This window comes from Bacillus sp. 1A, assembly GCF_052682215.1.
The window spans coordinates 4338309-4354699 of the sequence record NZ_JBQYLZ010000001.1; the positions used below are offsets into that span (position 1 = coordinate 4338309).

The 16391-nt window shown below is 34.3% G+C and carries 15 protein-coding genes; 3 read left to right on the forward strand and 12 right to left on the reverse strand.

Translation table 11 applies throughout. The features are described 5' to 3' along the window. Nucleotides 1–77 precede the first annotated feature (77 nt). Entirely contained in the window at nt 78–1979 is a 1902-nt protein-coding gene (gene asnB, locus ACUN0F_RS22210; protein WP_000333826.1) for an asparagine synthase (glutamine-hydrolyzing), read from the reverse strand. Between the two features lie 217 nt (nt 1980–2196). Here asnB and ACUN0F_RS22215 point away from each other — a divergent pair, with 217 nt between their 5' ends. Then, nucleotides 2197–2661: an Hsp20/alpha crystallin family protein gene (locus ACUN0F_RS22215; RefSeq protein WP_001288088.1), complete on the forward strand. Its 465-nt coding sequence runs from the start codon at nt 2197–2199 to the stop codon at nt 2659–2661. Between the two features lie 34 nt (nt 2662–2695). Here ACUN0F_RS22215 and ACUN0F_RS22220 read toward each other — a convergent pair whose 3' ends face one another. After that, nucleotides 2696–3283 carry an SCO family protein gene (locus tag ACUN0F_RS22220; protein ID WP_000833347.1) on the reverse strand — a complete coding sequence of 196 codons (588 nt, stop codon included), beginning with the start codon at nt 3281–3283 and terminating at the stop codon, nt 2696–2698. A gap of 335 nt (nt 3284–3618) precedes the next feature. On the opposite strand from ACUN0F_RS22220, the gene ACUN0F_RS22225 reads away from it, so the two are divergent. Continuing rightward, a complete protein-coding gene (locus tag ACUN0F_RS22225; RefSeq protein WP_327963765.1) occupies nt 3619–4593 on the forward strand; it encodes an MBL fold metallo-hydrolase in 975 nt (324 codons plus the stop codon). A 200-nt stretch (nt 4594–4793) separates the two neighbouring features. Here ACUN0F_RS22225 and ACUN0F_RS22230 read toward each other — a convergent pair whose 3' ends face one another. The 4 genes from ACUN0F_RS22230 to ACUN0F_RS22245 form a co-directional block, all read right to left on the reverse strand. Then, nucleotides 4794–5636, reverse strand: a complete 843-nt coding sequence (locus ACUN0F_RS22230) for a DegV family protein (protein ID WP_033657798.1) — start codon at nt 5634–5636, stop codon at nt 4794–4796. Nucleotides 5637–5788: 152 nt separating this feature from the next. Next, nucleotides 5789–6040 (reverse strand): DUF2535 family protein, encoded by a 252-nt coding sequence (locus tag ACUN0F_RS22235; protein ID WP_000629012.1) that lies wholly within the window; start codon nt 6038–6040, stop codon nt 5789–5791. A gap of 328 nt (nt 6041–6368) precedes the next feature. Then, nucleotides 6369–7112, reverse strand: a complete 744-nt coding sequence (tatC, locus tag ACUN0F_RS22240; protein ID WP_327963772.1) for a twin-arginine translocase subunit TatC — start codon at nt 7110–7112, stop codon at nt 6369–6371. A gap of 42 nt (nt 7113–7154) precedes the next feature. Then, nucleotides 7155–7340, reverse strand: coding sequence for a twin-arginine translocase TatA/TatE family subunit (locus tag ACUN0F_RS22245; protein WP_000492443.1), 186 nt, complete (start codon nt 7338–7340; stop codon nt 7155–7157). 213 nt (nt 7341–7553) lie between these two features. Here ACUN0F_RS22245 and trhA point away from each other — a divergent pair, with 213 nt between their 5' ends. Next, nucleotides 7554–8210 (forward strand): PAQR family membrane homeostasis protein TrhA, encoded by a 657-nt coding sequence (gene trhA / locus ACUN0F_RS22250; RefSeq protein ID WP_000136880.1) that lies wholly within the window; start codon nt 7554–7556, stop codon nt 8208–8210. Between the two features lie 37 nt (nt 8211–8247). Here the strand turns inward: trhA and ACUN0F_RS22255 are convergent, their stop codons facing one another. From ACUN0F_RS22255 to ACUN0F_RS22280, 6 genes are all read right to left on the reverse strand, one after another. Beyond that, a complete protein-coding gene (locus tag ACUN0F_RS22255; RefSeq protein ID WP_046955682.1) occupies nt 8248–8967 on the reverse strand; it encodes a lysophospholipid acyltransferase family protein in 720 nt (239 codons plus the stop codon). A 111-nt stretch (nt 8968–9078) separates the two neighbouring features. Then, nucleotides 9079–9714 (reverse strand): FMN-dependent NADH-azoreductase, encoded by a 636-nt coding sequence (locus ACUN0F_RS22260; RefSeq protein WP_000170043.1) that lies wholly within the window; start codon nt 9712–9714, stop codon nt 9079–9081. 218 nt (nt 9715–9932) lie between these two features. After that, nucleotides 9933–11918 carry a penicillin-binding protein 3 gene (pbpC, locus tag ACUN0F_RS22265; RefSeq protein ID WP_445540164.1) on the reverse strand — a complete coding sequence of 662 codons (1986 nt, stop codon included), beginning with the start codon at nt 11916–11918 and terminating at the stop codon, nt 9933–9935. A 155-nt stretch (nt 11919–12073) separates the two neighbouring features. Next, on the reverse strand, nt 12074–12565 hold the full coding sequence (locus tag ACUN0F_RS22270; protein WP_000637216.1) for a dihydrofolate reductase: 492 nt from the start codon (nt 12563–12565) through the stop codon (nt 12074–12076). A 19-nt stretch (nt 12566–12584) separates the two neighbouring features. Next, entirely contained in the window at nt 12585–13541 is a 957-nt protein-coding gene (locus ACUN0F_RS22275) for a thymidylate synthase (protein WP_445540165.1), read from the reverse strand. Nucleotides 13542–13648: 107 nt separating this feature from the next. After that, nucleotides 13649–16231: a family 78 glycoside hydrolase catalytic domain gene (locus tag ACUN0F_RS22280; protein WP_445540166.1), complete on the reverse strand. Its 2583-nt coding sequence runs from the start codon at nt 16229–16231 to the stop codon at nt 13649–13651. Nucleotides 16232–16391: the final 160 nt, after the last annotated feature.

The following is a 16391-nucleotide window of genomic DNA, read 5'->3' on the forward strand; positions in this document are numbered from 1 at the left end:
TACTATTATTGTATCAATAATTCGTTCCATTTATGAAAAAAACCTTAAGATCATATGCGATCTTAAGGTTTTTCTAATTAAACTAAGCTATACGCACGTTTCGTTTCTTCGTGGAACTTATTCGTATCGTATTTATGCTCAACATAAATTTGATGCCATACCATAAACGCAAGTACAGTCCAAATTTTACGGCTATAATCGCCTTTATCTGCACAATGTGCTTCCAGTAAGTTTAATACATACTGTTTGTCAATTAAATGCTCTGTTTTACTCTCGTTTATAATATTGATAGCCCAATCATGCATTTCGTCTTTTAACCAGTGACGAATTGGTACTGGGAATCCAAGTTTTTTACGATCTAATACGTGATCTGGAACGATTCCGCGTGCTGCTTCACGTAAAATAGCTTTCGTAGTTCCGTTAGCAATCTTAAATTCAGTTGGAATTTTAGATGCAACATCAAATACTTCTTTATCTAAGAACGGTACACGAAGTTCTAATGAGTTTGCCATTGTCATTTTATCAGCTTTTAATAAAATGTCACCGCGTAACCATGTGAACATGTCAATGTACTGCATTTTGCTTACATCATCATAATCTTTAATCTCGTTATACAATGGTTTCGTGATATCCATATAGTTAACACTTTCATTGTAATACTTCATTAATTCAACTTTCTCTTCTTCACGGAAGATTTTCGCGTTTCCATAGTAACGCTCTTCAATTGGCGTACATCCACGCTCTAGGAAGCTCTTTCCTTTAAAGCCTTCTTTAAGAGCACCACTTAATGCTTTTAGAACGCTCTTACCTGGGCTAGGAATGTAAGAGAACATTTTTAGTGAGTTTGGCTCACGATAAATGTTATAACCACCAAATAGCTCGTCTGCACCTTCACCTGAAAGAACAACTGTTACATGCTTACGTGCTTCTTTTGCAACGAAGTACAATGGTACAGCTGCTGGATCTGCTAAAGGATCATCCATATGCCAAATGATTTTTGGGAACTCATCCATAAACTCTTTCGCTGAAATGAATACGTTATGGTTTTTAACGCCTAATTTCTCAGCAGTTTCTTTTGCAACATCAACTTCACTGAAACCACGTTGTTCAAAACCAATAGAGAATGTTAAAAGATTTGGATTCATTTCTCTTGCGATAGAAGCGATAATAGATGAATCGATACCACCAGATAAGAATGAACCTACTGGTACATCACTGCGCATATGCACTTTTACTGAATCATATAACACATCACGAATTGCTTGGATATGCTCCTCTTTCGTTGCGCTTGAAGCATTGAAATAAGGTTTCCAGTAGCGATGGATTTCCATCTCTTTACCGATTTCTTTTACGAAATAATGACCAGGCTCGATTTTATTAACATCAATTGTTAATGTTTCTGGCTCTGGACCATATTGGTACGTAAAGTAATGTTGTAGTGACGTTGGATTAACGCCTTTATCTTCCATCACATGCATAATACTTTTCTTCTCAGATGCGAAGAATGTAGTATCACCTTGTTGTGCGACGTATAAAGGTTTAATACCGAAATGGTCACGTGCACCGAAAAGTTTCTTCTCTTCACGATCCCAAATCATAAATGCAAACATACCACGAAGATAGTCTACACATTTTTCTTTCATATGTGCATACAATGCAATGATAACTTCTGTATCAGATTGTGTTGCAAACGTTGCACCTTTTTCAAGTAACATTTCACGTAATTCTACATAGTTGTAAATTTCACCATTAAAAATAATTACATATCGATCATTTTCATAAGTTAGCGGCTGATGTCCTGCCTCTAAGTCAATGATGCTTAAACGGCGGAAGCCAAATTGTACATGTTCATCACGAAAATATCCTTCGTCATCTGGACCGCGGTGGAAAATCATCGTGTTCATATTTTCAAATTGATGTTTTTCTGTTTCTGAAAACTCTCTAGGGTTTTCACATAAACATCCTACAAAACCACACATACTTCTTACCCTCTTTCAGTTTTCATTCTGTCTATATACTACTATATCAACCCTATTTATACTAGCATAATCAATTGAATATGGCGACCAAAAACTATAAAAAAATCACTCCATTTCACATTTTTAACAATTTTTTATGAAAACATGAAAACTAGGCAATCACCTTTCTCCGCTTTTGTCATATGATATTGCAAATTGATTTCTAGGAGGGAATACCATGAGTGAAGAAAAAAAAGACTCTTCTCGCCCACCGGTTCGCAATTATTTAAAGCAAATTGATGATTTCTTCGAGCAAACACCACTTCGCAATGTAATCGCTGATTTAAATCATTTTTTCCAAAAAGGAAATCGTTTATTAACCTTCCCTGTAGATTTATATGAAGTTGGTGAAGAACTCGTTGTTACAGCTGAACTACCAGGTATACAAAAAGAACAAATTCAAATTGAAATACAAAGTGAATACTTAAAAGTCTCTGTAAAAGAAGAGATACTTGAAGAGGTCGAGGAAGAAACATCTCATAACTATTATCGCCGAGAACGTTCCATTTCAGAAGCATCAAGATTGATTAAATTACCGTACTCAATTAATAAAAAAGCAGCGAAAGCTTCGTATCAAAATGGCGTGTTAGAAATTCGGGCACCAAAACTTCCACAACAGCATGACATTTTATCCATAGACTAATGTAAAAAAAGAAGGGTGCTGTGCACCCTTCTTTTTAATCCACTAATCTCTTCATATCACGTATAATGTCTTCGTACGGCGTATTACTAATACCACTATACTTTTTCATGACTTTTCCGTTTTGATCAATTAAATAAAATGATGTACCATGCATAACTTGACCATTCTCCGGCTTATCTACAAGCGATTGGAAATTATCTTTTGCAAACTTTGTAATATCTTCTAACGAATAGCCCGTTAATAAATTCCAGTTACTAGTATCCTCTGTAAACTTTTGAATGAAAGCCTTCAAATTCTCCGGCTTATCAAGGTCTGGATCTACACTAAACGAAACAAACTGAACGTCTAATTTCTCTTCTTTGGCCATCTTTTGCAGTTTTGCCATATTAGCAGTCATTGGCGGACAAACTGTTTGGCAATTTGTGAACATAAAATCTGCAACCCAAACTTTCCCTTTTAAATCTTTTGTACCAAATGACTTTCCATTTTGATTTGTAAATTGGAAAGTTTCTAAATCCCAATTCAATGGTTTACGAAGCTTTGAACCTGATCCACTACATCCAGCAAGTACAAAGAGACAAAATACAACCATAAGACCAATTATTTTTTGATAACGCTTCATTTATAAACCTCTTTTCTCTATCCTAAATTTAAATAGGTTATGTTTATCATAACAAAAGTTAACACTACGAGAAAATTGTTTACTACATTTGTTCACGAAATCGTACGAATTTACGTATGTTACTTCTTTATTTCAAGCCAATTACTAGACAAAATTTATTTTTTTACTATTATTTCTCTAAATAGAAGTTGCAAAATTAATTTTATTGTTACTTTTGTAAACGCATCCCCCTATTTTTTAACAATTCCTTAAACATTCATCCATGTTATACACTGTATTCCTTAACAACATTTCGGTACAATACAATTACAACGATTTTAAATGAGGTGATGTTCATGACAAAACGTTATGAAAATATGGATAATGTGAGTACAAAAAAATCAATTCGTTCCTTTATACGTTGGCGAAAAGAACGAAAACAAAATAAAAAGGATTTTTCTTTTTTAGTAGAACAATCACCTGTTAAACAAAGTAAATTCCTACAAAACAACTTTGAAAAGACGTCTGTAACTTGGATTGGTCATTCCACATTCCTTATCCAAACGAATGGGCTGAATATATTAACAGATCCAGTATGGGCTACTAAATTAAAATTAGTCCCAAGACTTACTGAACCTGGTCTTTCTATACAAGAACTACCTAAAATTGATATTGTCCTCATTTCACACGGTCATTATGATCATTTAGATTTTTCATCGCTTCGCCAGCTAAATGATGATGTTTTATACCTTGTACCTATTGGACTGAAAAAACTATTTACTCGCAAAAAATTTACTCGTGTAGAAGAGTATAATTGGTGGGAAAATACGATCATTAATGATGTTTCCTTTCACTTCGTACCTGCTCAGCACTGGACGAGAAGATCCTTATTTGATATGAATACATCTCACTGGGGTGGATGGATTATTAATAATGAACCAACGAAAGAAACCGTTTATTTTTGTGGTGACAGTGGCTATTTCCAAGGTTTCAAAGAAATTGGCAGACGCTTTTCAATTGATATTGCCCTTATGCCAATTGGCGCTTATGAACCAGAGTGGTTTATGAAAGTATCTCATGTTTCACCTGAAGAGGCAGTGCAAGCTTATTTAGATTTAAACGCTACACACTTTATACCGATGCATTACGGAGCTTTTGCCCTCGCCGATGAAACACCCCGCGAGGCAGTAACAAGGCTTCGAAATAATTGGAATTTACGTATGTTACCGTGGGAACAACTGCATGTACTCTTTTTAGGCCAAACCTTTACTTATAATAACGCAACAAACGGTAAGCAAGTAAATGAAAAAATTGAAACATTACACGTATAACGTAACTACTTATTTTCTATATCCAACATATACTATAGAAAATCATAAAGTAAAACTTTAATCAGTGGGTGTTCTCTATGAATGAATATTTACAGACTCGCTATATCATTAGCGGGAGTGCCTGTATAACCCTTCTTATTTCTTACTTTCTATTCACATAAAAAAAGCTACTTGAAAATTCATTTCAAGTAGCTTTTTTATTACTCTGCTAAATACATAAATCCAATTGCACCCGGACCTGTATGAGTACTAATAATAGGCGTTGTAAAGAAAATTTCTGATTGAGCAAATCCACTCACTTTTTCAACAGCCGCTTTTACATTTTCAGCTAAAGGAATTGCTTTCGCATGCGGAATTGCAACAGCTTTTACAACTTTTCCAGCTGTATCTTCCTCAAATAACTTAGCTAACGTTTTTACAATTTGACCTTGGCTACGCACTTTCGTTACAGGGTTATAAACACCATCTTCAAGGCTAGCAATTGGCTTTATATTAAGTAGCGAACCGATAAACGCTTTTCCTTTACCGATACGCCCACCCTTCACTAAATTTTCTAATGTATCTACTACTACATATAAACGAGTATTCTTTCTCACTTCATCTACACGTTTTAAAATTTCTTCTAGTGAGCGTCCTTCATTTGCCATTTTTGCAGCTTCTATTACTTGATATGCTAAAGCATGTGTAATAAATTGAGAATCAACAACTGTTACTTTTGTGTCGGTCATTGATGCAGCACTATTGGCAGTTGCCACAGTACCACTCATTCCACTTGTCATATGAATGGAAAGTACTTCACTTCCATCTTCACCTAACTTGTCATACATTTCTACAAATGTACCCATTGCCGGTTGTGATGTTTTTGGTAATTCCTCTGATTTGATCATTTCTTCAATAAATTCATCAGGTTGTAAATCAACGCGATCTAAATATGTTTGTCCATTTACAGAGATTGATAATGGTAGCACATGAATGCCATACTTTTCGATTACATCCTGCGTTAAATCTGCAGTTGAATCTGTTACAATTTTAATTTTTTGCATATTATATTCTTCCCTTTCCAATACGCTCTCCCTGTTATTATACTAGCATTCCCTGTGCTTTCAACAATTTCGAACAAATTTCACCAAATTAATTATATTTTTATACCTAAAATGAAAAAGACAGAGTTTACTAACCCTGTCCATACTCTGTATCATGCATTTTTTTCAAGGGTATTTGTTTTATATACATTTAAATAATCATTCCACTTCAAACAATTTTGCAAATATTCACGGAAAGAATACGAAAATCTTGGGTGCTTTTGTTTTTGAATTTTTGCAATAAATAATTGAAGACGAGACTGAATTAGAAACGATAATGGATGCTGTGCCTGTAGGACAGGGATTTCGAATATTTTAATACAATCCCCTGTTGAATGAGTGAAATAAAAACTTTTCGTAATCACAATATCAATCCTCTTTTTCATTGGATTTTTGAACTTCCTCTACTTTACGCTAAAACACGTTGTTTAAAGTGGAGACTTCTATGAATACAAAAGTATCCTTAGTCAATCCCTGTAGTCCTTTTGGTTAGAAGATTTATACTCTATTCACCCTCCGTCCTAAATATCCGATCAGACAGGAATCCCGTTATCCGTATATTGCTTAATAATTTTAGTATAAACTTAGCAAAGTGCAAAGTTTGTCTAAATTTTGGAGATTCTATAATTTTTTTCTTCTATATATTGTATACGTTTATGTCTAAAGTATAACAAATAAATAAAAAAAGTGCCTTTATAACGAGGCACTTTTCGACTGTATTTCTTCTTCTCTTTTCTTTTTCCGCTTACTGACAATCTTTGATAAAGCGATACTAATTTCATAAATACAAATAAGTGGTACCGCTACTAAACTATGTGATAAAAAATCCGGCGGTGATATACACGATGCAATGATAATCAATGCTACGTAAGCATACCTTCTTATTTGTATTAGCAATTCCGCCGTTAACAGTCCAATACTCGTTAAAAACATGACAACTACAGGTAATTCAAAAATTACAGCAAATGGAACTGTTAAATTAAGAACAAAATGAAAATACTTTTCTGTCGTAAACATCGTATTAAACATTTCATTACCTATCGTAGTTAAAAAATGAAATAAAAACGGCATTACAACGAAATATCCAAAACATAAACCTGCAATAAATAATATAGACAATACCGGTATATACATTACTGTCATTTTTTGTTCATTTGGATGTAAACCCGGTTTTACAAATAACCAAATTTGTATAGCAGCAAAAGGAATTGTACAAACGATAGCAAATACTGTAGCAATCGAGAAAAAAATCCATAATACATCACTTGGACCGAGAACAGTTAATTTCATTGGTAAATCTTTTACTAGCCAAAAATAAATATCCTTCGTAAAAGTAAATCCGATAATTAAAAATAGGACAAAGGATAGTACTGTATATATTACTCGTTTGCGAAGCTCAACAATATGTTCTACTACGCTCATTTCCCGATCTTCCATCTCGTTCACCACACTTTATTTATCCATTTCGAGGAAAATTCATTACATTTTTTCTTTCTTTTCCTTCTCTTGAAATGCATCATCAGTCAATTCTTTCGTTGATTTTTTGAATTCTTTTAACGTTTCCCCTAAAGCCTTTCCGATTTCTGGCAATTTTTTCGGCCCAAACAAAATGAGTACAGCTACTAAAATTAAAATTAATCCTGGAAAGCCAATATTTGAAAACATTTCTCCATCCCCTTTATTAGTAGATTCCTTGTCCTACTATTGCATAATTTTATTTTGTCAAAAAAGTTTGAAAACGTCAACAAATCCATTGCCTTTTGTCAAAAAAATTCAAAAATATAATCAATTATACAAATTTCATTTTCTATTGCCCTTGTGTATGATATGGTAAGGGAAATGACATATTATTTTATGATAGTAGAAAGGATTTGCATTATGACTGAAAAAATGACACGAATGACGCATTTTGTGAAAGAAGAAATTGCAAATGCAATTACACATGGTATCGGTGCCATTTTAAGCATCCCTGCCTTAATTATATTAATTATTCATGCCTCTAAGCATGGTACCGCATCTGCTGTAGTTGCATTTACGGTTTATGGTGTAAGCATGTTTTTACTGTACTTGTTTTCGACCTTGTTACATAGCATTCATCATCCAAAAGTAGAAAAATTATTTACTATACTAGATCACTCAGCCATTTATTTATTAATCGCTGGCACATATACTCCTTTTTTACTTATTACGCTTCGCGGACCATTAGGCTGGACGTTACTCGCTATTATATGGACACTAGCACTCGGAGGTATCATCTTCAAAATTTTCTTTGTACGTCGCTTTATTAAGGCATCAACATTATGCTATATCATAATGGGATGGCTCATAATCGTTGCTATTAAACCACTTTATGAAAATCTAACTGGACATGGTTTTTCACTACTTTTAGCAGGTGGAATTTTATATTCTGTAGGGGCTATATTCTTCCTTTGGGAAAAGTTACCTTTCAATCATGCCATTTGGCATCTTTTCGTTTTAGGTGGTAGTGCGATGATGTTCTTCTGCGTACTCTTTTACGTCTTACCTACAGCATAAAAAAGGTTTCAGCTTATATAAGCTGAAACCTTTTTTATTATTTATGTAATTGTGATGTGATAACATCTTGTGTATGCTTCGTTAACTCTTTAATATCCATATTCGCATACGCTTCAGGTGTAATCGGCTTAGAAATTGTTACTGTTGCATGAGCTGGTTTCATACGGTTTCCATTCGCTTCAAACATTTTATATGTACCATCTAACGTTACAGGTAAGATTGCTACACCTGACTTTACTGCAAGGTGAAAACTCCCAGCCTTAAACTCTCCAATTTCGCCACCCTTACTTCTCGTCCCTTCTGGGAAGATTACGATAGAATGCCCGTTCTTTAACAGCTCAATTCCATCTTTAATCGCTTGAAGAGATTGACGACGATCATTACGAACCATAAATACACAATTCATAAGTTCCATCCAAGTTGGTACAACTGGAAACTTCTTAATCTCTGCTTTTGAAACAAATCCAATTGGTTTATTTAAGTAACCTAGTAAAACAGGAATATCCATATTACTCTGATGATTACTTACAACTAGTACCGGCTTATCTTTTGGAACATTTTCCAGACCATTTACTTCAATTGCCCCACCAGCTACACGTACCATTTTCTTACCAAACCAATTTGTCGTTTTATACACAACATTATCTTTTTCTTGTGGCGACATCGTATTTACTTGTCTTTTCAGACGCCACATTCTTGGTGTAATCGCAATTACGATTAAAATTAAATAAAAGATTTTAAAAAACGTTTGAATCATACAGAACCCCCACCTATTATCATTCCGACCTTCATTATACTAGACAAACGAAGGAAAAAGAAGAAAAAATGTCCAAACAGCAAGTGCTTGGACATTTTTAAGTATTCTATATTAGAAACGTTTTGCTAATTCACGAGCATTAGCAATTGCTGCTTCTTTAATTTCTGGTGCTTTTTCAGGGTTTGCATTCATACCTTCAACTGCAATGTATTCAGTTTCATTTACACCGATGAATCCTAATACTGTTTTTAAGTGATTGCGGCCGAAGTCTACAGCTGCGTATGCTCCTTCAGAATAAACGCCACCTGTTGCTTGAATGTGAAGTGCTTTTTTGCCTTCTAATAAGCCAACTGGACCATTTTCAGTATACTTGAATGTTTTACCTGCGATTGCTAAGTTATCTAAGTATGCTTTTACTACTGGTGGATAGCTAAAGTTCCACATTGGAGTTACGAATACATAACGATCTGCATGCATAAATGTTTCTAAGTTTGTGTTCATTGCTGCAACTTTTTGTTGTTGAACTTCAGTTAAAGTTTCAAAACCTTCACCTGCTGCAAATTTACCCCAAGCAGCGAATACATCTGCATCGATTGCTGGGACTGTAGTGTTGAATAAATCAATTGTTACAACTTCGTCTTGTGGATGTTCGTTTTTATAAGCCTCGATGAAAGCTTCCCCTACTGCCACTCCGAAAGAACCTTCTGCTGAATTTGGATTTGCTGTAATAAATAGTACTTTTGTCATTGTATTCTCTCCCTTTTACACATTTTATCTTTAATTTGAGATTTATATTTCGAAAGTAAATAACTTACCTTATGTAAGTATAATACAAAAAGTTATGTTCAATGTCAATAAAAAATAGCTACTTTTTTTTCGTAAGTTAATAAACACTATCTTTTCAATACGTTTTGGTGAAACAAAAAACTACCTCCACATTCCATGGAGATAGTCTTCATCATTTTCTATTTTTGAAACACATGTTTCACTTTTTCAGCTGGAATATTACTTCCGCCTCTACCTTTTACATCTTCAATCATCATTGTAATGACCATATCTGGTGAATTCAAATCAAATGCAGCGAACCAGCCTAGTTCTTTTCCTTCGGCCTCTTTCGATACTTTTAATTCCGCTGTCCCTGTTTTTCCAGCAAGAGTCATTCCATCAACTTTAGCAATTTTCCCTGTACCGTCTGGATCATTAATTACTTTCGTCATAGCAGTTTTTAATATATCCTGATTGCCTTTTGAAATGACATTCTCTTTCCAAACTTTTGGTTGCTTATCTGTTTTAATAATATATGGAGAAGGTATGTTTCCATTATTAACAATTGGTGCATACGTTAATGCTAAATGGAGTGGCGTCATTAATACTTGCCCTTGTCCATAACCTGTGTCTGCCATTTGAATATCATTTTTAATCCCATCATTTGCGATTTTAGAAGCTGGGAATGCATATTCAATTGGTAATTTCTCATCGAATCCGAATTTTTTCGCTTCACTCATAAATTTATCTTTTCCGATTTTCAAAGCTTCTTGTGCGAAATAAATATTATCCGAGTATTTCATCGCTTTATCAAAATCAATCGGATTTGCATCTTTTACACGCGTTACATAATAATTACCCCAAGAAGAATCTTTTGTCCATTTCAATCCTTCAATTTTCAACTCTTCTTTTGGATCAATCGTTTTCGTTTCAAGACCGATTGCACCTGTAATAGGCTTAAATACAGACCCCGGAACCGATAATTGCGTAAATCGATTCGTCATCGGTTTCTTCGGATCATTATTCCATGCTTCGCGTTGTGCCTTCGATGTCCCTCGTGCAATTATATTAGGATCATATGCTGGACTACTTACTAGCGCAATTGTTTCTCCACTTTTCGGATTAATTGCTGCACTTGAACCAGCTTCGCCCTTCATTTCATTATACGTTTTTTCTTGAACAGCACTATCAATAGTTAAAGTTACATTTTCTCCATCAACAGCATCTGTTTTTGCTAAATTTTTAATTTCTTTTCCTTGCGCATCTTCTACAAAGACACGGCCACCTTTTTTACCGCGTAGCTTTTCCTCTAATACTTGCTCTAAACCGGCTTTCCCAACTGGATCATCAGCTTGATAGCCTTTCTTTTGTAGCGTTTTTAAATCTTCAGCATTTACCTTTCCAATATAACCAGTCAGATGAGCTGCCGCTTCCCCTAACGGATATGTACGAACATTTACAGGTTTTGTTGAAACACCTGGTAAATCAATGTACGTATTTTGCGTTGCCCCTTCAGGCAAAATTCCAATTGGTACGAGATACCCTGGTTTTACCCATTTAGCAGCTAGTTTTTGATCAATTTCTTCTACAGACATATTTAATAACTTCGCTACTGTCTCTTTCGTTTGCGGAGCAGTATCGTCTAATTTTTCTGGAACTATTCCAATTTCAGAAGCTTTCCCATTCGTTGCAAGACCTTTTCCATTACGATCGTATATTTCACCACGTTTTGGCTCTGTCGTTTGCATACGCACTTTACTATCTTTCGTCATACCTGGGAATATAAAATCAGGAGTCCAATCTATTTTCCAAGATTCTTTATCTCCATCTTTTTCTTTCACCATTTTTGCTTCATGGGCAAAATTGATTTTCCCACCGACTGTATCCATACTTACTTTAAAAGGAACAGGACCTTCATCTTTTTTATCTTCTTTTACTTCTCCTGCTTCTACTTTTAAGTTCTTCACTTCAATGCCAGAATAAATTTTTTCATATTTCTCAGTGAACTCTTTCTTCGAAATATCTTTTTTTGCCTTTTCTGATAATTGATCATACATTTCTGCAAATTTTTGTTTATTCCATGCTTTTGTATATGTATCAAACGCTTCTTGTGGTTTTTCTTCTTTACCGCATCCAACTAACATGAACGTTAAGCAAAGAAAAAGAATCCCCCATATCTTTCTCAATCAATTCTCCTCCTCTTTCTATATGAATACTTTTGAAAATTTTAGCATTTTTACATGCTAGATTTCATTATAGCACTATTGAATATCATCTATAAACTTATATTAATGAATACAAATAATAAGGATTGATGTGAATTTCACATCAATCCTTATTATTATTGTTGTTGCTTCTCATATACATGATAATAGTACGTATACGGATTCTTTTCATCCGTTAAACCTTTTTCAACAAAAACTTCTTTCCAATTTGTCATATCCATTTCTGGGAAGAATGTATCTCCTTCAAATGCATAATGGATTTTTGTTATATATAACTTGTCTACGTAAGGTAAAAAGAGATCATAAATTTGTGCTCCGCCAAAAATAAAGATTTCCTCTTCATTTTTGCATAGTTCAAACACTTCTTCTACAGAATGTGCTACTTCACAACCTTCAACATGATACCCTTCATTACGAGTTACAATAATATTACGTCTTCCAGGCAGTGGTCTACCAATCGCTTCGTAGTTCTTTCTGCCCATAATAAGTGAATGGCCCATCGTTGTTTTCTTTACATACTGCAATTCACTTGGTAAACGCCAAGGTAAATTATTATCTTTGCCAATTACTCTATTCTCGTCCATTGCGACCATAAATGAAACAATCATTTTATCATCTCCTCTACAATTATACTGCAACCGGTGCTTTAATTGCTGGGTGTGGATCATATCCTTCAATCGTTAAATCTTCCATTTCAAAATCAAACACAGATTTCACATCTGGATTTAATGTAAGTTTCGGGAATGGACGTGGTTCACGTGCCAATTGCTTTTCTATTTGTTCAAAATGATTCGTATAAATGTGTGCATCTCCAATTGTATGAACAAATTCTCCCACTTCAAGACCACATTCATTTGCGATTAAATGTGTTAGTAATGAGTAACTTGCAATGTTAAATGGAATTCCAAGGAATATGTCACCACTTCTTTGATATAACTGACAAGAAAGTTTGCCATCCGCTACATAAAACTGGAATAACGTATGACAAGGTGGTAATGCCATACTTGGTACATCTTCAGAATTCCAGGCAGAAACAATTAGGCGACGGGAGTCTGGCGTTTTTTTAATCATTTCAATTACATCTTTTAATTGATCAAGCGTCTCACCAGCTGTCGTTTTCCAGGCACGCCACTGCTTTCCGTATACATCTCCTAAATAACCATATTTATTCGAGAAATCATCATCTTCTAAAACGTTCTTTTTAAACAATTCCATTTGCTCATCGTACTGCACTTTAAATTCCTCATCTTGTTGTGAGCGAAGACCGAAATCAGTCATATCAGGACCAGTATACTCATCGCTTTCTACCCAGCTCTTAAATGCCCATTCATTCCAAATATTATTATTATGCTGCAATAAATAACGAATATTTGTATCACCTTTCATAAACCAAAGCAGTTCACTTGCTACAAGGCGAAACGGCACTCTCTTTGTCGTTAATAAAGGAAAACCTTTACTTAGATCAAAACGCATTTGATATCCAAATACAGATACAGTGCCTGTCCCTGTACGATCTTCTTTCTTCGTACCATGCTCCATTACATGGCGGCATAAATTTAAGTATTCATATTCAGCATGTTTCATATGTAGTAAAACCTTCTTTCAATCTTATATGAAATTTATCATAACATGAAAAACAGTGAATTAAATAATCCTAATGAATAAAAATATATTTCTATATAAACAGAATTCTACTTCAATATATTTTTACAAAATGTAAATTTATAATCACCTGATCCTAAATCCCTTCCAACGTCATGTTCTGCTTTCCAATTTGTTTCGTCTATCCGTAATGTAGCACTTGTATTAGGTGGTACAGAAATATGTAAAAAGGCTTGTTCCTTTTCTACCCGCCACTCAATCTTAATTTCTCCATAAGCTGTCTCACGTTTTACTTTAACCCATTCTATATTCGAATCAAAATGTGGTTGTACATAAAAATGTTTATATGCAGGTTTTGTCTCATCCATTTCTAATCCAATAATATATCGGTATATCCATTCAACGATAGAGCCATATGCGTAATGATTATAAGAATTCATGCTATCATTCCAAAGTGTTCCATCCTCTTTCACGCCATCCCAATGTTCCCAAATCGTTGTGGCACCTTTTTTCACTTGGTATAACCATGATGGATAATCTTCATAAAATAGAAGCTTACAAGCAAGGTCATGCCGGTTAAACTTGCTTAATATTAAATTCAAATACGGTGTTCCTATAAAACCTGTTGTTAAATGATTTTTATTTTCTTTTAATAACTCAATTAAGCGATTAAATACTTTCTCATTTACGTCATCTTTCACTAGTTCAAAAAGAAGTACTAATATGTGGGCTGTTTGTGTATTTGAAATTAACCTACCATTTGGTGTAACGAATTCATTTTGAAATGCTTGAACAATATTCCCATGTAACTCTGCATATAATTTAGCATCTGTATTTTCACCTAAAATCTCAGCAATCCTTCGTAAAAGCGATGTAGAATAGGCATAATAAGCTGTCGCAATAAAATGCTTGTCTGTTCCGCCTTCATATACATCTGGTTTCGTATCTAATGCGAGCCAATCCCCTAAATGATAGCCTGTATCCCATAAATACTCGTTCTCACCTTGTGAACGTATGTAATCTATATACTTCTTCATACTGTCATATTGTTCTTTTAAAATCGATACATCTCCGTAATGTAAATAATGAACCCATGGGCATATAATTGCTGCATCGCCCCAACCACCAGAAGTATGTAAATCAAAATCCGCTCTTTTCCCAAAAGCATCTGGAATAACTAAAGGCACAGCTCCATTAACATTTTGATCTAATGATAAATCTTGGAGCCACTTTTTAAAGAACAATTGTACATTCATAATTTGCGTAGCTGTCCCAATGAACATTTGTGCATCTCCGGTCCATCCAAGTCGATCATCTCGCTGCGGACAATCTGTTGGCACATCAAAAAAGTTCCCTCTTTGAGACCATTCCACATTATGATGAAGTTGATTGATTAATGGATTAGACGTTTCAAATTCAGTCGCTTTTTCCATATCCGTATGTAATACAACCCCTTCAAAATCTGCTATTTGAGGCGGCTGGGTTAATCCACTTATTTTCACATACCTAAAGCCTTGATATGTAAAATGAGGTTCAAACATTTCCTCTTCTTCTCCTTTTGCTATATACACTATTTTTTGTTTTGCCTTTCGGAGATTTCCGGTGTAAAAACTACCGTCTTTATTCAATATTTCAGCATGATGCAATTCTATCTTTTGGCCAATATAAACATGACGGACTGTAAATTGAACCCAACCTACCATATTTTGCCCCATATCAATCAGCCATTCGTGATTCGGTAGTTTTGAAATAGAAATCGGTTTAATAATTTTCATTTTACGAATTGCTTCGTTTTCTTGCGCAACAATTATTTGTTTGGAATGCTCAATTACTTCAACATCTTCTAGCCCTTGCCCACTTTCTTCTATCCTAGCGTCGTAAACCTCCCCTTCATAAATTTCTGAATACAAAATTGAGCTTGACGTTACCTTCCATGTTTCGTCTGTGACAATTTTTTCTTTCGTTCCATCTTCATACGTTATATGTACTTGAGCAATTATCACACGTCTTCTACCGTAATAATTACGTACATGATGCATGGTAAGTGGTCCTTTATACCAGCCATTACCTACCAGAGCCGAAATAGTATTGTGCTCACCCTTTAATAAATGCGTTATATCATACGTTTGATACAGTACTCTCTTATCATAACTTGTCCATCCAGGGGTAAAATAACAATCTCCAATGCGCTCTCCATTTATAGAAGCCTCGTATAATCCTAAACTTGTGATATATAAACGCGCTTTTTTAACTACTTTTTTAATAGTAAAATTTTTATTAAAGGACATAACTTGCGCTCGTTCTTTTTTCGCAGCAATCCAGTTTCCGCTCCAATTATCTTGTCCTTGTAACCCAGTCTCCCAAAATGCTACTTCTGACCAAGATGATTCTTCTCCGTAATTATCCCATACCTTTACCCGGTAAAAATAACGTGTTTCTGCTCTGTATGGAAATGAATTAATTGGTATATGTAAACTTTGATCTGTTTCTACTTTTCGCGAATCAAACATTATAATTTCAAAATCTCTATCTTTCGCAACCTGCAATTGATAAGCAAGTTGTTTTACATTTCGGTTACTCGACTCAAGCAGCCAACTCATTTTAACAACTTTTGAATCTATACCTATCGGATTTTTTTTATTATCGCAAAGTAATTTCTTTATTATTAGCACACTTCTTCACCATCTTTTCTAAATCTTAATTTAAATTAATTATAATAAAATTAAAATTCTAAATAAATAATAACTTTATTCATTCTTACAAAATTATTAACTTTCCAAATTTATAAAGGTTTTCATTTTCTATTACCGAAAGTATAGTGCGGTAGGATAA